General features: G+C 50.1%; 14 protein-coding genes. 6 read left to right on the plus strand and 8 right to left on the minus strand.

All coding sequences use genetic code 11. From position 1 onward, the window contains the following. Positions 1–27: 27 nt before the first annotated feature. From ICL55_RS00260 to ICL55_RS00270, 3 genes are all read right to left on the minus strand, one after another. Positions 28–1284, minus strand: coding sequence for an aminopeptidase P family protein (locus ICL55_RS00260; protein WP_188094048.1), 1257 nt, complete (start codon positions 1282–1284; stop codon positions 28–30). Between the two features lie 75 nt (positions 1285–1359). Beyond that, positions 1360–2157, minus strand: coding sequence for an AraC family transcriptional regulator (locus ICL55_RS00265; RefSeq protein WP_188094049.1), 798 nt, complete (start codon positions 2155–2157; stop codon positions 1360–1362). Between the two features lie 312 nt (positions 2158–2469). Continuing rightward, positions 2470–2949 carry a hypothetical protein gene (locus ICL55_RS00270; protein ID WP_188094050.1) on the minus strand — a complete coding sequence of 160 codons (480 nt, stop codon included), beginning with the start codon at positions 2947–2949 and terminating at the stop codon, positions 2470–2472. 344 nt (positions 2950–3293) lie between these two features. On the opposite strand from ICL55_RS00270, the gene ICL55_RS35360 reads away from it, so the two are divergent. The 4 genes from ICL55_RS35360 (at position 3294) to ICL55_RS00290 (ending at position 8167) form a co-directional block, all read left to right on the plus strand. After that, positions 3294–3926 (plus strand): TetR/AcrR family transcriptional regulator, encoded by a 633-nt coding sequence (locus tag ICL55_RS35360; RefSeq protein WP_188094051.1) that lies wholly within the window; start codon positions 3294–3296, stop codon positions 3924–3926. Then, positions 3916–5277 carry a TolC family protein gene (locus ICL55_RS00280; protein ID WP_188094052.1) on the plus strand — a complete coding sequence of 454 codons (1362 nt, stop codon included), beginning with the start codon at positions 3916–3918 and terminating at the stop codon, positions 5275–5277. The genes ICL55_RS35360 and ICL55_RS00280 overlap by 11 nt, the downstream gene beginning before the upstream one ends. A 25-nt stretch (positions 5278–5302) precedes the next feature. After that, the gene (locus tag ICL55_RS00285) at positions 5303–6430 is read left to right on the plus strand and encodes an HlyD family secretion protein (protein ID WP_343067666.1); all 1128 of its coding nucleotides are present in this window, start codon (positions 5303–5305) and stop codon (positions 6428–6430) included. A gap of 159 nt (positions 6431–6589) precedes the next feature. Then, on the plus strand, positions 6590–8167 hold the full coding sequence (locus ICL55_RS00290; RefSeq protein WP_188094053.1) for a DHA2 family efflux MFS transporter permease subunit: 1578 nt from the start codon (positions 6590–6592) through the stop codon (positions 8165–8167). A 127-nt stretch (positions 8168–8294) separates the two neighbouring features. Here the strand turns inward: ICL55_RS00290 and ICL55_RS00295 are convergent, their stop codons facing one another. The 4 genes from ICL55_RS00295 to ICL55_RS00310 all read right to left on the minus strand — a co-directional run bounded on the left by ICL55_RS00295 (position 8295) and on the right by ICL55_RS00310 (position 13995). Next, positions 8295–9626 carry an amidohydrolase gene (locus ICL55_RS00295; protein WP_188094054.1) on the minus strand — a complete coding sequence of 444 codons (1332 nt, stop codon included), beginning with the start codon at positions 9624–9626 and terminating at the stop codon, positions 8295–8297. A gap of 78 nt (positions 9627–9704) precedes the next feature. Further along, positions 9705–10553: an AraC family transcriptional regulator gene (locus ICL55_RS00300; protein WP_188094055.1), complete on the minus strand. Its 849-nt coding sequence runs from the start codon at positions 10551–10553 to the stop codon at positions 9705–9707. Positions 10554–10619: 66 nt separating this feature from the next. Then, positions 10620–13481: a TonB-dependent receptor gene (locus ICL55_RS00305; protein ID WP_188094056.1), complete on the minus strand. Its 2862-nt coding sequence runs from the start codon at positions 13479–13481 to the stop codon at positions 10620–10622. Between the two features lie 52 nt (positions 13482–13533). Beyond that, positions 13534–13995, minus strand: a complete 462-nt coding sequence (locus ICL55_RS00310) for an Mpo1 family 2-hydroxy fatty acid dioxygenase (protein ID WP_188094057.1) — start codon at positions 13993–13995, stop codon at positions 13534–13536. Between the two features lie 425 nt (positions 13996–14420). Between ICL55_RS00310 and ICL55_RS00320 the strand changes: the two genes are divergently transcribed. Next, complete coding sequence (locus ICL55_RS00320; RefSeq protein ID WP_188094059.1) at positions 14421–15308, plus strand: NAD(P)-dependent oxidoreductase; 888 nt, start codon at positions 14421–14423, stop codon at positions 15306–15308. Here the strand turns inward: ICL55_RS00320 and ICL55_RS00325 are convergent. Next, on the minus strand, positions 15305–15688 hold the full coding sequence (locus tag ICL55_RS00325; protein WP_188094060.1) for a winged helix-turn-helix transcriptional regulator: 384 nt from the start codon (positions 15686–15688) through the stop codon (positions 15305–15307). The genes ICL55_RS00320 and ICL55_RS00325 overlap by 4 nt on opposite strands. A gap of 139 nt (positions 15689–15827) precedes the next feature. Here ICL55_RS00325 and ICL55_RS00330 point away from each other — a divergent pair, with 139 nt between their 5' ends. After that, a complete protein-coding gene (locus tag ICL55_RS00330; RefSeq protein WP_188094061.1) occupies positions 15828–16214 on the plus strand; it encodes a DoxX family protein in 387 nt (128 codons plus the stop codon). Positions 16215–16312 lie beyond the last annotated feature (98 nt).

Below are 16312 nucleotides of genomic sequence, written 5' to 3' on the forward strand. Positions count from 1 at the left end.
TAACTAAATATCAAAATAAACAAATGACTAATTGTTCATGAGCTCCTCGATTTCTTCCGCCTCTTTCGGTATCGTCTTCATCAGGTCTTCAAACCCGTTTTCAGTGACCAGCAGGTCGTTTTCTATTCTCACCCCGATGCCTTCTTCTTCATGGTAAATACCTGGCTCATTGGTGATCACGGCGCCCACAGGCATAGGCTCATCATGATAACCGGTATCATGTATGTCCAGTCCGAGGAAATGGGACACGTTATGATAACAATGTTTGGTCAGATAATACTGCGCGCCATGTGTTTGTATATCGGCAGTCGTGCAAAGGCCCAGTCCTACCAGCTCTTCGAGCAGTAGGTTGTTGGAGATTTTCCAGAGATCTTTTATAAGGATGCCTGCCTTTACCTGTTGCGCTACTTGTTTGTGCACCCGCAGGACCGCATTATAGTATGCTTTCTGCCGGGGTGTAAAACGACCATTTACCGGAATGGTACGGGTAAGGTCGGTGTTGTAGTACCGGTATTGGGCTGCGGCATCTATCAGCACCACATCCCCGTCTTTTCCGGTACTTTCATTGGCACGGAGGTGCAGAATGGTGCTATCAGTGCCAAAAGCCACGATGGGTTCATAGGCCCATGAGGCGCCATGCTGCATGTACTCATGGATCATTTCGGCGGCCACCTGCATACCGGTTTGTCCCGGGCGGATGGTCTGCAATACACGCCGGAAGCCTTTTTCCGTGATCTCGCTGGCTTTGCGTATGAGGGCTATTTCTTCCGCTGTTTTAGCATTGCGTTGTCGGGCGAGGATAGGGTAGAGGCGTTCATAACGATGCAGGGGATAGTGCTGTTTGCAGGAGAGCAGCAACCTGTCTTCCCTTGTCTGTATTTCGTTTTCAGAGCGGGCGTGTTCATTGGTGTGCAGATAGATAGTGCTGCACAGCGGCAGTACTCTTTTCATGACAGCCCAGAACTCATCGGTATAAAAAACGGTGCGGATACCGGAGATGGCCGAGGCGGTAGTTTTGTCTGCCCTTCTGCCCATCCATTTAACGAACATTTGGTCTACCCGTTTGATGAACAGTATCTCACGCATGGCAGGGTCGGGATGACCGGGGAAAAGGGCCAGCATGGCGTCTTCCTCGGAGAGGCCCGTCAGGTAGTATACGTTTACATTGGGATAGTAGGGCATGGTTCCGTCGGCATTGGTAGGCATGACGTCGTTGGCGGTCAGGAGAGCGGCAGCACCGGCAGGCAGTTGCCGGATAAGGCGTTGACGGTGATCTGAAAACATAAGAGCGGCTTCATTTGGTGAAGTCACAAACTTAGCGGGAGGGCAGGGAATAAGTGGTGTAAAAAAACGACAGTTTTATGCCGACCATTTATGCCAGTCTTTTCGGAAATGTGAGAAGTCATGATAGCCCAGTTCTTCCCAGTCGGCTTTGTAGCCGTGCAGCACATATTGCGCAGCAGCATGGCGGAAGCGTAATATGGCCAGGCATTTTTTGGGGCTGATGTTCAGCGAATCGGAGAAGTATCTTTCGAGGGTACGGGGAGATATATAGAGCAGATCCGCCAGTTTTTTCAGCTGGAAGCCTGACTGCTGTAAGGCGGGGCCGTTCAGCGATTGCAGCACATAATCAAAACGATGGTTGTTGGTAGTGGTGCTGGTATGCCGGCGCAGGAACTTTTCCAGCAGGGTTTTGATGACCTGCATATCGGGCGCCTCATACACTGCCGACTCCAGTTCCGGCAGGTGTGTCATCACATCGTGGGCCGATAGTGTTTGCCGTTGCATATCGGCGCCTTTTACATGGAAAAGGTAGTTCAGGCTGGCAGGTTTGAACTTGATGCCTACCAGGAAATTATTGGGATAGTGGCGATAGGTGACCGGTGTGGGCTGGTAGCCTATCAATTCGCTGTGATGACAGGAATGCAGTAGTTGTCCTGCTGCATTGCAGATATCGAAAGGAGCGCCCATGTTCAGTACCAGGGAAGCGTTCATGTTGGCCAGCAATAGTTCACGGAACTCTTCATCTTCCGGCAGCGGCCTGCGAAGGTCCAGCAGCCAGTAGTATACCACATGCCGCTCCAGGTCCGGCGAAGGACCGATGTACCGGTACTGGCCGGTGAAGTATTCCTGGTGTATGAATTCGATTGCCTGCATACAGGGTGCTAATTTACGGATATCAGAGGCATGATTTAGTCAACTCCCGAACATTTTAATCAGATGTTCTGTTAATTAGGTTACCTGTGAAAATCCGGATCGGGGCATACATGATCACCGCAGTAGTGCCCTGCCTTTCCCCGGCTTTCATGAAAAAAATATTACCGGCATACATCGAGGATGCCGGCCGGAACTGCTGTACTGTAAAATCATTTAAAGTTAACGGTTGATAAACAGGTACAACATCTTGCAATTTGTTGAGATGTGCTGGGGCGGGCTTATATATTGACAACGCCCGCCCTTTTTTATTTTTCAGGATGCGCTTTTATATTGATAGAATCTCCCCGCCATCAATCCCATCGGTAACCCGATAGCGACCATCAGGATCGTCATGCCCACCAGTACGTTGACCAGATGAAACGGTCCTTTCGGAATATTGGTCAACGGTAATATCAGCAGGTTCATGATCAGCCAGACGAAGATACCGTATATCAGTCCGGACACGGCAGGTATTTTCCGCATCTCCGGTATGCGGGGATACAGAAAGAAAAACAGTAGGGTGAAGCCGAGCGCGATGGTGTAGTGAAATAGTACGCCCCACCAGGGCATGGCAGGATTACCGCTGAAGGCCGCTGTGCCGAAAACGCCGCTGGCGACGAATAGCAGCACGTTGACAAAACTTTTGCCTGTTACCAGTACAAACTGTAAACAGGCAGAGAATAAATCCAGTGTACCGACTATCAACCAGGTGAGGAAAATGATGCCGACAGGAAAAGCGCGAGTGTTAGCCATAATGTTAAAGAAATGGTATCCTTTAAATTATAAAATTTCTTTATGAAAAACCAAAGGAAATTTTGAGGTTTCCTTGTTGTTCTGCCGGTGTCCCGGCTACGCATGCAGCCGCTCGATGTTCCCTTTCTTTCTGCTTTTCAATTTGTGTTACTTATACAATATTCACCTCTTTTATCTCCCCATTCATCATCGACCTTAAAATCTCCTTAAAATGATTTTATAAAATATTATCTATCAAATAATTAAAAATAATAAAAAGAAAAATTTAAATGAACGTTTAAGTAAACGATTGTTTTAATTAAACGTTTGTTTAACTTTGCTTCGTCAAAACAACAAAAGGGAACATGGAAGACTATAACGATAAGCAACTTTCAATCATCACGGTGGCGGAACGTTTGTTTGCAGAAAAAGGTTTTCATGGCACTTCTGTAAGGGATATCGCACAGGAAGCAGACGTGAACATAGCCATGATATCCTACTACTTCGGGTCTAAGGATAAGTTGCTGGAGGCGGTTTTCAGACATCGCATGTATGCGTCCCGTGCATTCATCAATGAGCTGGTACAGAACGATACCATGGCCCCCCTGGAAAAAATTTACTCCCTGATCGACAGGTTTATCAATAAAATGCTGAATGAGCAAAACTTTCAATGCATTATGAGCCGGGAACAGCTCAATAAAGAACAGAGCCCGGTGAGAGACCTGATCTGGCAGCTGAAAGGGGAGATGCTCGGACTGATGCGCCCCATCGTGACCAACGCCCAGGACGCCGGCACCTTTACCACCGATGTGGACGTAGAAATGCTGTTGACAACCCTGTTTGGCACCATTCATCAGACCATACCTGCTCAGCATGTGCTACGGACGTACCCGGAAAATGCACACATGAACGACGAGGAGTTTAAAGAATATTTAAGGCTCAGATTGAGCACCCATTTGAAAAAATTGTTTAAAGCAATCCTTACACATGAATTCTAGAAGCATATACAACCGATTATATGCGCTTACATCCGGAATCGTGCTGACGCTGGTTTTTCAGGCAGCATCCGCACAGCAAAGCGTAAAACCGCTTTCGTTAAATGAAGCCATATCGCTGAGTCTCCAAAACAGCAAACAATTGAAGGCCAGCCAGGCCCGCATCGAAGAGGCCAACGCTAACGTTAAAACAGCCAACGAAAGACAGTTGCCCGACGTAAGCATCTCCGGCTCTTACCTGCGACTGACACAGCCTAACCTTGACCTGAAGCTCGGCAAAGGGGGCAGCAACCCCGGCGGCGGTTCTGGCATGGAAGCACCGAAAGTAGATCAGGCAGCTTATGGTATGGCCAATGTGTCCATCCCCGTATTTGCCGGTATGATGATACAAAGCGGCAAAGAAGCGGCCCGCTACCTCGCACAGGCAGCTAAACTGGACGCTGATAAAGACCGGGATGATGTGATCGAAAACACCATCGGCGCTTACAGCAACCTTTATAAAGCCAACCAGGCGGTGAAACTGATGGAGGAAAACCTGAGACAGTCCACCCAGCGCGTAAAAGACTTCTCCAATCTGGAAAAGAACGGCCTGCTGGCACGCAACGATCTCTTAAAGGCAGAACTGCAACAGTCTAATTATGAACTGTCCCTCATGGACGCTCAGAACAGCCTGAAAGTAGCCAACCTCAACATGAACATCATGCTGGGCCTGCCAGACAATACAGCGTTGCAACTGGACACCACCGTGTTTAAAACAGATGATAAAACAGACGGCAGGGGCGTAGCGGAATTTGAACAACTGGCTTACCAGAACCGTAAAGACGCAGCCTCCCTCGGCGCTAAAGAGAAAGCAGCTTTCGCTAACGTGAAAGGCGTGAAAGGTGAATATTATCCTTCTCTCGCGGTAACCGGTGGTTATGTGGCCGCCTACATCCCGAATGTAGTGACCATCACCAACGCGGTAATGGCCGGTGTGGGCGTGAAATACAACCTCTCTTCCCTCTGGAAAACAGGTAGCAGGGTGGCCAGCGCAAAAGCACAGCTTGCGCAGCTACAGGCCAATGAGGCCAATCTCACAGACGCTATCCATCTCGATGTGGTGCGGTCTTACGAAAACTACCTCCTGAGCAGGAAAAAAATGGACACTTATATTAAGGCAATAGAACAGTCAGAAGAGAATTACCGTATCACGAAGAACAAACACGATAACAATCTGGCTACCACCACCGACCTGCTGGATGCGGATGTGGCCAACCTTCAGGCTCATCTGAACTACACCTTCGCAAGGGCAGACGCACTGGTGGCCTACAACAAATTGTTACAGGCATCGGGAATACTCGACAACAACAAATAACAACAAACCAATAAACTACAAAGCTGTGGAAACGCAAACAAAAGCTACGAATAATATATCTACCATGCAGGAAACATCCGCGCCTAAAAAGCGCAGCAAAGGGTTCGTGATCGTACTGGCCGCTCTGGTACTGGGTGGCGGCGCGTTCGGTATCTCCAAATACATCCATAGTCTGCACCACGAAGAAACAGACAACGCGCAGATCGACGCGAATGTGAGCCCCGTCATTCCGAGAGTATCAGGTTTTGTGAAAGAAGTAAGAGTAAAAGATAACCAACACGTGAAAAAAGGCGATACCCTCGTGGTGCTCGACGACCGTGACCAGGCTATCAGAGTACAACAGGCGGAAAATGCCCTGGGTACCGCAAAAGCTAATCTGGGTGCTGCTGAAGCTACCACCAGCGCTGCGGAAACAGGCATCAGCACCGCACAGGCTAACGTCAGCACTATCGACGCACAGATCGAAGCCGCGAAGGTGAACATCTGGAGAGCCAATCAGGACTATGAGCGTTATGCTAACCTGATCAAAGATCACTCCATCACCCAGCAACAATACGAACAGGCACTGGCTGCCAAACAAACCGCTGAACGCCAGCTCGATGTACTGGTAAGACAGAAAGCAGCAGCTGCCCGTCAGACTTCTGTGGTGACTTCCCAAAGCAGCGCGACAGCTAAACAGATCAATCTGGCCAACGCCGCTATCAAACAACGTGAAACCGATGTGGACGACGCTAAACTGGTGCAGTCCTACACCGTGATCACCGCGCCGGAAGATGGTGTTGTATCCAAAATATATGTGCAGCCCGGTCAATATATTTCTGCCGGCCAGTCTCTCTTCAGCGTGGTAATGGATACTGCTCCATGGGTAGTCGCCAACTTCAAAGAAACACAGCTGGAAAAAATGAAACTCGGCCAGAAAGTGACCGTACATATCGACGCGTTCCCCGGCACGCCGCTGGAAGCCAAACTGACTTCCTTCTCACCAGCTACCGGCGCTAAGTTTGCCCTGCTGCCTCCGGACAACGCTTCCGGTAACTTCGTAAAAGTAGTACAACGTCTCCCGGTGAAAATCGAATTCGATGACCCGAACAATGAACTGATCAAAAGGTTGCGCCCGGGCATGAACGTACTGGTAGACGTGCATCTCAACTAATCATACATGAATGCATCATGACCAGGGGTTAATAGTTGAACCGGTCCAGATATTTTCGGCGGAAACCATCAGCTTCAACAAAAGACCTCAAAGACAGGAAACCACCGGCTTGATTATTAATTCCTGGTCAACCTGCATTCATTCAAAATAAATCGCTGCATGCAACAAGAATCATTGGTAGAATACGGCTCACGCAGGGTGATCATCACGATCACCGCTATCTTCTGCGCGCTGCTTGAAATCGTGGATACCACTATCGTGAATGTGGCCTTGAACGACATGCGTGGCAACATGGGCGCCACACTCAGTGAGATCAGTTGGGTGATCACCGCCTATGCCATCGGTAACGTAATCATTGTACCGATGACCAGCTGGTTATCCCAACAGTTCGGCCGCCGTAACTACTTCGCTGCCTCAGTCATCATATTCACCGTTTCCTCTTTCCTCTGCGGTAACGCCACAGCCATGTGGGAGCTGATACTCTTCCGCTTCATACAAGGCCTCGGAGGAGGTGCACTGCTGGTAACGTCACAAACAATTATTACAGAAAGTTATCCTCCCGAAAAACGCGGTGTTGCCCAGGCGATCTATGGCCTCGGTGTCATCATCGGCCCCACACTGGGTCCTCCGTTGGGTGGTTATATTACCGATAACTATTCCTGGCCTTACATCTTCTATATCAACATCCCTATCGGTGTGATCGCTACCCTGCTGACTTTACAGTTCGTGCGCAGCCCGAAATATGCGGAGAAGAAGGCCATCAATGAGATCGACTTTCTGGGTATCATATTACTCGCCGTCACCGTAGGTTGTCTCCAGTTTGTACTGGAACGTGGGCAGGAAGATGACTGGTTCAGTGATCCTACTATCACCCTCTTATCTGTGATGAGCGCCCTGGGCCTGTTTTTCTTCATCTGGCGCGAGCTGACCTATAAGAACCCGATCGTGGAACTGCGGGTATTGAAGAACGGGAACCTGAGGGTAGGTACCATCCTCTCGTTTATATTGGGCTTCGGCCTTTATGGCTCTACGTTCATCATTCCGTTGTACACCCAAAGTACGCTGGGATGGACCGCCACCCAGTCTGGTATGCTGATGATACCGGCGGCACTGACTACCGCTTTCATGATGCCGATCATCGGTAAGCTGCTGGAGAAAGGGGTGCCGCAACAGTATCTGGTGGCATTGGGAATGTTATTGTTCTTTGTCTATAGTTTCTGGGGATATCTGATTATTACCCCTTCCGATACCGGCGCGGATGCGTTCTTCTGGATGCTGATCGTGCGCGGGGTAGGTATGGGCCTGCTCTTTATCCCGATCACCACACTGGCGCTGTCGTCCCTGAAAGGTCAACAGATTGGTCAGGGTGCGGCCTTCACCGGTATGATGCGTCAGCTCGGCGGTTCCTTCGGGGTGGCATTGATCACCACTTTTATGGCCCGTCAGAACATGGTGCACAGAAGCGACCTGGTATCTAAACTGGATACCAACAACCCGGACGTCATGAACCGTGTTAACGGCCTGGCACACAACTTCGCCGCCAAAGGCATGGACGCCGGTACTGCTGTCAGAAGCGGATACAAGGTACTGGACTACAGCATCGCCAAACAAGCCGCTGTCATGTCTTACATGGACGTGTTCCTGTACCTGGGACTGATGTTCCTCATCTGTATCCCGTTTGTACTGATGGTAAGAGCTAAGAAAGCTGCAAAACTGGATCCGTCAGCGATGCACTAACGGTCTCGTTTTTCGACATAAAATTATTGTTGCAATAACAGTGTAACAGTTGTAGGTTTAGGTAAATAAGCCCCGATATTCATCGGGGCTTTATTTTTTTCTACAACATTTATAGAGAGAAGGAAAATCAGAAGACGATATTACCCTGATGAATCAGCGACTTCACAGGGGAGATGCGGGATACCGCTTCGGCTGAACAGCTGGCATCTACCAGGACCATATCTGCCGCATCATCTGCTTTAGGCCATTGGCGGGTACCTTTGTCATCCAGCGGGAGAATATTGTGGGTGGCTATCTTCAGGCACCTGGACAAATCGAACTCGGTACGGTAGCCGTACAGTTGAGCCATCAGGTTGGCTTTCTGCAGAACACTGCCGGAACCGAAAGTGCTCCAGTGGTCAATGATGCAATCGTTGCCGGCCTGTACGTCCACGCCGTATTTGTACAGGGTAGGAATCGGCATAATCGTGCTGCCGAAAGGAATGGTGGTCATAATACCAATACGGGCGTTGCCCAGTTTTTCAGCTACTTCCTCCAGTTTTTTATTATCCATTTTTGCCAGCGCAAAACTATGGCTGACATAGGTTTTACCTTTCAGCACCGGATTTTCATTGACTTTATTGATCAGGTATTCGATAGTTTTGACGCCTGACTCGCCTGCTTCATGCAGATGGATGTCGATGCCTTTGTGGTGGTCCAACGCCAGCTGCACTACAAAGTCCATGTGCTTTTCTATGCTGCCGTCGATGCTGTACGGGTCCAGGCCACCAATATAGTCGATGTCCATTTTGGCGGCTTCTTTCATCAGTGCTGCGGAAGGGGTATAGAAGATGCCATGCTGCGGAAAAGCAACCAGTTCCGCGGAGAAACCGTCTTTTTTATTTTCCAGCGCTTTCTCCAGATTTTTAAGTGAGTTTAATCCGGAGGTAGGTTCTATGTTGACATGACTTCTGGCGAAGCTGGTGCCTTTGGACTGCAGCAGTTCAATCAGTTGCCCGGTACGGGCAGTAGATGTCTTCAACAGCTCGGGTATCACCTGTTGTTCAAAGGCGATCATGTCTTTTACAGACTTGTTCTTTTTCAGGTGTGCTTTCCAGGGGAGACCATAAAATGTTTTGTCGAGGTGGATATGCATATCACGGAATGCCGGCAGCAGCAGCCACCCTTTGGCATCCACAGCTTTGGCGCCGGGCTGGTTAGGCAATACGGATGTTATTTTCCCATGGCTGATGTCGAGGGTAAAAAGATCAGTGGTGGTACCGGTCACTTCTCCTTCTTCATATTGGAAGCCTGTTTCCAGCCGTACATTTTTCAGGGTGAAACTTTTGCCGGTGCTGGCAGCGGCGTGTGTCTCGCTGGCAGTGGCGCCGGCAGCGTTGCTGGTCAACAGGCTGCCACCTGCGGCCAGTAATATGGAAGAGTGCTTGAGAAAATCTTTGCGCGAAATAGAAGAAGCCATATGATATGATCGTTTTACGCAAAAATAAAACGAGGGACGCATGCAATGATGGATGAATTATGCCAGAACTTGTAAGTTTTATAACTGATCTCTGAATTGTCGGGGTGAAATGCCCGTCTGGCTTTTGAAGAAATTGGAAAAATAGGAGAGATCATTAAACCCGAGATCAAAAGCGATCTCTTTGATTGATTTTCCGGAAGCCTGTATCTGGCGCTTGGCTTCGAGGATGACCCGATGTTGTATGAGGAACGTGGCCGGTAGGTGAAAATGTCTTTTACAGAGGATATTCAGATAATTAGGGGAGATATTGAGTTGACCGGCGTAGAAGGCGACAGACTTTTCTGTTTTATAATGCTGGTCGATCAGCGCATGATACTTTTGCAGGGCTGGCTTAGCCCGGTATACCAACAGATCGTCGAACTTACGCTCTGCTTCACGGGTAACCAGCTGGGCAATCAGGCAGCTACGGAGATGAACGATCTCCCGGGAAACAGGTGATTGTCCCAGTTCCTGTTGTATAGCCCGGAATTCGTAAAATAGTTTGTGGAAACTCTCCTCCGTCAGATCGATTACCGGATGCTGCTGATACAAGGCAAAAGGAAATTGCAGCGCATTGGAAAAGGTTTCAAAAAAAGGACGGCTGATCATCAGCTGATGAGCGACCATCTTCCTGCTGAACTCCCATTTGTGTACCTGGTCCGGGAACAGCAGGTGGACCTGATAAGGCGCCACGTTGTAATCAATGAAATCAATAGCATGGGTACCGCTTCCGTTTTCTATCAGCAGAAAAACAAAAAAGTCATGTTTGTGCGGCTTTTCAATCAGTCGCTCTCCGCGGATTTCGTGGTACAGGAAATTACAGGCATCCTGCTGTTCGCCCTGAAATGCCCTGATATCCAATACCGGAAACTGCTCTCTTGCCTTCATGGGGGGAAAATACAAAAAATCCTCCCAGATTCCCAGGGCATGAGCCCTGGGGATCTGGGAGGATTTTTAAAAGCTCAATGCAATTTTTGTAAAGATGCGCATGCCATTAAAGCCCATCTGCACCGCGTCCCAGGGACCGCCTGTTTCGCCGTCGTAGGCAGAGAGTTTTGCGCCGGGCACATAACCCAGATCGGGATGCACATTGAAGATATTGTCTGCGCCCAGGAACCAGCTGATGTGGGAAGAGAAACGATAGCTGGCATATAGGTCGGTAACGGCTTTGCCTTTGTAGTTGAACTGTTCGGGTACCAGGGTACCATCTTTGTCGAGCGCTACGAGCGGACTGATGCCGGTGCCAGCCAGATTGGGGTCGCCGGGCAGGCCGGTACCTTCTTTGGCGGGGTCGCCGGCGAAGCCGTAGCCCAGCAATACAATTTTACCGAAGTAGGTAACGCGGGCGCCTACACTGACTTTTTTGATGCCGTATTCCACATTGAGGCCCAGTTTGGCCGGAGGGGCGGAAGCCAGCACAAAATGTTGTTCTCTTTCGCTGAAAAATTCGCCCCGGTGAAGGTAGCTGTCGTTTAGTTTATCGGGCACATTGATTTTGTCGATGTTCATATGTTGAATGTTGCCGGTAAACAGCACCCGGAAATGTTGGTCGTTCCACTTTTTATTGTAGTCAACCACCATGTCGAGGCCATAGTTGGTCGTATTAACGGCGTTGGCAAAAAACTGAGCATTATCGATATGCAGGGCTTTTAGTGCGTCCTGAAATTCTTTATCGAGGGTGGCGTCGCCGGCATTGAACTGACCGGAGAGCACGATGCGGTCTTTCACTTTTACGAGGTAACCATCTACGGTGATGGTAAGATTGGAGACGGGTTTAAGGGAGAAGCCCAGGCTGGCGTTAACGGATTTTTCCTGTTTCAGGTCCGGGATGCCGGCGGCTTTGGTGATGGGATTGTTGTTGGGCGCTATTTTCACTTCGGTGATACGGCCGCCCTGCACATTGGTGAATTGCGAGCTGTAGTTGATCTGTTGCAGGGAAGGGGCGCGATAGCCGGTGCTGACGGAACCGCGGATATTAAATCCTGGTGCTGCTTTAAAGCGTGCGGCCAGTTTATAGTTGCTGGTAAAACCGAAGTCGCTGTAGTTTTCTACTCTTACCGCGCCACCCAGCAGGAATTTTTTAGTGATGTCCCATTCAGCGTCTACGAATCCCGCGAAATTGGAGCGGTCTGCTTTCACCTCGTCGGTAGGGCGATAGCCGGGAAAGCCCTGTGCGCCGGTGGCTTTATTGAAGGTAGGGTCGTAGTTGGTGTAAGAGGCTTCCTCACCGGCGTATATACGGTACTGTTCATAGCGGTATTCTGCGCCGATGGCGAGGTTAAACCCTTCGCCGATGTGTGGGATATCTTTGGAGAAAGTGAGGTTGGCAGTGTTCTGGGTGAAAGAGAAACCACCATCTTTAAAATGAGTGGGCGTGCTGGCGCCTAGTGAGGCGTTAAACGTTTTATCACCGAAGAAACGGAAGTCATTCCTGCCGAAAGTATTGCTGAGGTCCCATTTCCAGTTGTTGCCGGTGCTGCCTTTCACGCCTGCAGCGAGTGAGAGGTCCTGGATATGAGTTTGTATGTGGGGATTGAAGACCGTGTCGGGTACGTTGCCGGGGGTGGGGATGCTTTCCATAATGCCCGGGTAAAATATAAGACTGCCGCCGGGGTCTGTGGGAAACCGGTCGGTGTGTCCGCTGGAGAGCGGATTGAAACCGTGGAATGTTCTCGTATAGGCGTAGGCGTCAGACGACTTGTAATTATAGCCGCCGAAGGCATACACGGTGGTGCTGCTGCTGCCTACCGGTACTTCCATGTTGATCATGCCACCTCCGGAGGTAACGGAGCCGTCGCCATGGGCGCGGCGACCGGTATTGATCGGCAGGCTGTTGGCGTTGTTGAGATTGGTGTCCAGTACCTGGCGGAAGGTTTTACCTTGCCGCAGAAAGTTACCGGAGAAGTTAATAAATCCGTTGTGTTTACCAATGGGGACGCCGTAGTTGGCGCCCAGGGTAACGGTGTTGCCATCTATGGCGCCGGTATGGGGATATTGTTGTAAATCCTTTTTGAAGTAGGTATTGTATTGATGGTCGTAGTAACCGGCGTAACCGGTGTTGAAAGTCAGGTGGTTGACATCTTTTTTCAGGATGATGTTGATAACGCCGGCGATGGCATCGGAGCCATATTGTGCGGAGGCGCCATCGCGGAGTATTTCCACCCGGTCGATGGCCGATTCGGGGATGGCGTTCAGGTCTGTGCCGGAGTTACCGCGGCCGCGGGTGCCGAATACGGACACAAAGGCTGTTTGATGCCGTCTTTTCCCGTTGATGAGCACCAGCGTCTGATCGGGGCCCAGTCCACGTAAGGTGGCCAGGTCTATCTGGTCAGCGCCATCGCTGCCGCTTTGTTTGTTGTAATTGAAAGAGGGCGCTGCTGCGTTGAGCAGGGATGTCAGTTCCATTTTAGCGCTGGGCAGTCCTGCCTGGTTAACGCTGATCACGTCTACCGGCACCGGCGTTTCCGTTTTGGCGCGGCCGCCGCCGCGGGTGCCGACTAATACAATCTGCGTTAGTTCGGTGGCCGTGGAAACCAGCTGGATGTTAATTTCCGTACGGCCGTTAACGTTAGTCTCCACGGTATTAAATCCGATGGCGCTAAATTCCAGGCTCGCGCCTGCGGGAACGTCCAGTTGATAAATACCGTCTTTGTTGGTTTGTGTGCCTTTGGCAACAGACTTGATTCTGACGGTGATACCTTCGAGGGGGCTGCCGGTGGAAGCGTCTGTTACCTTACCGGTAACATGTTGATTTTGGCTGAATGCACGGGTGCATAACAGGATCGCGGTTAGAAAAAACAGGATTTTGAGGTGCATATGGGGGGCTTTTCTTTAATTTAAGAAAAAAATCCCATATGGCCCTTTTTTATTATAGTTTGATGCCTGCTTTCCGGTAGATAAAACTCAGTAACCATGCGGGACCGATCAGCAGGAACTGGAGGTCCTTGAAGAAGCTGGGTTTGGCGCCTTCTATCTTATGGCCGATGAACTGTCCAATCCATGCCACCACAAAGATAATGAGGGCCACCAGCCAGACGGGTGCGCTGCTGGCCGCAATAAGCCGCCATAACCACAGACAGATAATGCCGATGATGGTCATCCCTACCGCGAGCGACGCGGACAGCCGCGCATAGTAGATAATGAGCAGCACCAACGCTATCTGCGCCACGGTGAGCACCATCGCGGTGCCCGGTAGCGGAATACGGATAGCATATAAAAAGCCCACGATACTGAAGAATATAGCCGGTACACAAATCCAGTGAATGAGCTTGTTGGTCTCGTTGCGATGACTGGTGCCATAGTCATCCAGCCATTGTTGGATCGTTTTCATGGTGGAAGCTGTTTTACGCTTTTACTAATATAATTTATTTGCCGGTGATTAGGATGCGCTTCATCCCGGTGCGACCGAAAAATGTCGGGAAATACATCATAGACGCTTTTGCCGGATTCAGGTGATAGCTGCCACTGTAGCGCGGCAGCAGAGACACGGTAAAGGTATGCCGGCCTTTGGTCAGGGATAGGCACTTCGATCGTCACATAGTCTGCCTCTGCATTGACCGTAACGTCTATACGTAATTCCGCCACGGTGCCGCGGACTGCGCTGGGGGCTGTTAGTGAGTTGACAAAATCCGTGGACGATCACGCCAAAGCAGCATAGCAGTAACAGCAGTGTACGTTTCAAGGCAAAGGGTATTTAGCGGGTTATGGTATAAGTTAACAATAATCGATAACTTTCCTCAAAAATCTTGTTAAAGTATGGAAACCATTGGATTTATAGGGGCCGGTAATTTAGGGACGCCGATTGTTACCAACCTGTTGAAGGCAGGTTATCATGTAAAAGTATATAACCGTACCCGTGAGAAAGCACTCCCGCTGGAGGCATTGGGGGCGGAGCTGGTAGATAGTCCTGCGGCGGCGGCAACACCGGGCGGCATTGTGATGAGCCTTGTGGCCGATGATAAGGCCGTAGAGAGCGTAGCGAACGATGACCTAATGAAAGCCCTGGGCGCTGGCGGTATTCATGCGTCGATGAGTACGATTTCACCGGATACGTCGCGTACGCTGGCGGCGCATCATCAAAAGCAGGGGGTGACCTACGTGGCGGCGCCGGTGTTTGCCCGTCCGGAAGCGGCGGCGGCAAAAGTGGGCAACGCCGTGATATCCGGCCCTGCTGCAGCGAAAGAAAGGATAAGGCCTTTACTGGAGGCTGGATTCGCTAAGAATATTTTTGATTTAGGTGAAGATGTGGGAAGTGCCAATGTGCTGAAGCTGATGGGCAACTTCATGATTGCCGGGGCTATTGAGATGATGGCAGAAGCTTTTGCGTTGGCAGAGAAAAACGGCGTAGATGCGAAGGTGGCTTACGAAATGCTGACCACCACTTTATTTGCGTCACCCATTTTCCGCGGTTATGGCGCGATGGTGGTAGATCGTACGTATGTCGGCAATCCGGCGTTTGGTGCGGCGCTGGGATTAAAAGATATGAATCTGGTGTTGCAGACCGCCACCCGGTCACATACTCCGATGCCACTGGCCCAGCTGGTGCAGTCCCGGCTCATGACCGTGGTAGCGCGGGACGTGAAAGATGCTGACTGGACCGCATTGGCGATGGGTGCGTTGGAAGATGCCGGCCTGAAGGGCTAGTTTTTGCTGACCGCCAGTTCTCCCGCCTGACGGGTGGCGTCGCGATGCATCTCACCCCAGCTGCACATATGCTCCAATAAACTTTCGAGTGACCGTCCCAGTGGGGTTAATTCATATTCCACCCGGGGCGGTACTTCCGGATAAACGATCCGTGTTATCAGCTGATCGTTTTCCAGCTCCCTTAATTGTAATACCAGCACCCTTTCGGATATACCGGATATAGATTTTTTCAGTTCGTGATAACGCATTTTGCCTTCCAGCAGCCGCCAGAGGATGGTGGGTTTCCATCGTCCGCCGATCACAGAAAGGGTGTGGGCTGTCTGACATAAGCCGTTGAGTATCCGCTCATTGATCGCATTAGTGGAGTTTTCTTTCCGCATAGATGCCTGTTTTTGTTTCAAACCATAAATATACAACTTCGCCGGACGCTAACCCAGAGGTTAGCGCTTTCCTTCCGGTAACTCATCTATAAAACATTCTTGAATATCTATACGTTTGTATATCATAAAACTGTTCACTATGAAAATTGTTCCACTGTTAGGGCGTATCCTGTTTGCGCTCATCTTTGTAATGTCGGGTATCAATCACGTAGGCGGTGCCGGCGCCGATTATGCAGCAGCTTCCGGTGTGCCGGCAGCTAATATTATGGTCCGCCTGGCGGGACTGCTCTCTTTGGTAGGCGGTTTGAGCGTATTGCTGGGCTACAAGGCCAGGATCGGGGCATGGCTGGTGGTGATATTCCTGGTTCCGGTAACGTTTGCCATGCACAAGTTCTGGGGTATTGCTGATCCTATGACCGCGCAGATGCAGATGGCTATGTTTATGAAAAATGTGGCGTTGATAGGCGGCGCGTTGCTGATTGCTTATTTTGGGGCAGGGCCATTTAGTATAGACAACAAAGCATAATGATTTACGATTTTTTTGATTTGCGATTTTTTGATTTTAAAGCATAGCCGCATTCTCCTGTTATTCGGGTAAATCTCCGCTGCGTTTTTAAATCAAAA

Origin of the sequence: Chitinophaga varians (genome assembly GCF_014529945.1) — a bacterium.
Taxonomy (GTDB): Bacteria; Bacteroidota; Bacteroidia; order Chitinophagales; family Chitinophagaceae; genus Chitinophaga; species Chitinophaga varians.